Below are 1,554 nucleotides of genomic sequence, written 5' to 3'. Positions count from 1 at the left end.
CCCTGTCTGTCAGGGTGAGTTGAGGCCAGCGGCTCATAGCAAGTCCGCCGGGCAGGGCGAGTTCAGGATCGAGAAGCGTTGAATACTGCTGTTGATGTCGTGACGGCCCAGGATGGGGTCATGAGTGGCAAGAAGGGTCCGCGTTCAGGTGGGCCGCGGGCGCGTCGGTCGTTCACGCCGGGGCAGAAGTTGGAGTTGCTGGCCGGGTATGAGCAGGCCGTCGCGGCTGGTGAGGGTGGGGCGTTCCTGCGGCGTGAGGGTTTGTATTCGTCGTTGATGTCGGAGTGGCGTCGGGCTCGCGACGCGGGCTTGTTGCAGGGCAAGCCGGCTGGGGAGACGGTCGGGCGGCCGTCGGCGGAGCAGGCCGAGATCGCCCGGTTGCGCCGTGAGTTGGAGGTGGCGCAGGCGAAGCTGGCACGGACCGAGACGGCGTTGACGATCATGGGAAAAGCGCGCGAGCTCTTGGAGGACATCTCCAGGAGCGAGCCGGACGGTCCGGACGTGTTCGGGCTCGGCAGACGCTGATGGACACCTACCACCAGATGACCGGGGCGGGGATCACGACGCGGGACGCGACACGGCTGACCGGGATCGCCCGGTCCAGCGCTGAGCGCGACCAGCGGCGGCCGACACCGGCGGCGCCGGTGCGGCGAGCGCCGGCGAACGCGCTCACCCCGGTCGAACGCGGGCAGGTCCTGCGGCTGTTGAACAGTGCGGAGTTCGTCGACGCGGCCCCGGCCCAGATCTACGCGGCGCTGCTGGACCAGGGCGTGTACGTCGCCTCGATCGCCACCATGTATCGGGTTCTGCGCGAGCACGCACAGGTTCGCGAGCGTCGCCGGCTGGCCCGGCACCCGGCCCGCCGGCGTCCCGAGCTGGTCGCTGACGCACCCGGGCAGGTCTACACCTGGGACATCACCAAACTGGCCGGACCGGTCAAGGGCGTCTACTACGACGCCTACGTGATGATCGACATCTACTCCCGGTACATCATCGGCGTCCGGGTGCACGCCCGCGAGTCCGGACCCCTCGCCGAGGCGATGATGCGGGAGGTGTTCGACACCCATGGTGTCCCGCACGTGGTCCACGCCGACCGGGGCACCTCGATGACCTCGAAATCCGTCGCCGACCTACTCGAAGACCTGACCGTGACCCGCTCGCATTCCCGGCCGAAGGTGTCCAACGACAACCCGTACAGCGAGGCCTGGTTCAAGACGATGAAGTACGCGCCGGTCTTCCCGGACCGGTTCGCGTCCCTCACCCAGGCACGGGCGTTCATGACCGACTTCGTGACCTGGTACAACCATGCTCACCGACACTCCGGGATCGGCTTGCACACCCCGGCCGAGGTCCACCACGGCCGCCATCACCGCGTCCGCGCCGGACGCGAGGACACCCTCGCCACCATGCGCGCGGCGCATCCGGAACGGTTCGGCACCACCCGACTCCTACCCAAGATCCTCGACCTGCCCGAACAGGTCTGGATCAACAAACCCGAGCCACAACGACAAGCCGCTTAACTCCCGTTGGCCTCAATCCCTTGACACGTTCCGG

At 67.8% G+C, this 1,554-nt stretch carries 1 protein-coding gene; it reads left to right on the top strand.

The window, feature by feature from the left end; genetic code table 11:
* Positions 1 to 120 precede the first annotated feature (120 nt).
* A protein-coding gene (locus ACFY2Q_RS29480; protein WP_387135929.1) for an IS3 family transposase occupies positions 121 to 1,520 on the top strand; the annotation gives its coding sequence in 2 pieces (ribosomal slippage) (positions 121 to 454 and positions 454 to 1,520; 1,401 coding nt in all).
* Positions 1,521 to 1,554: the final 34 nt, after the last annotated feature.

It is taken from the genome of Micromonospora sp. NPDC000316 (assembly GCF_042898885.1).
Classification (GTDB): domain Bacteria; phylum Actinomycetota; class Actinomycetes; order Mycobacteriales; family Micromonosporaceae; genus Micromonospora.
This window is presented reverse-complemented; position numbering and strand designations above follow the sequence as displayed.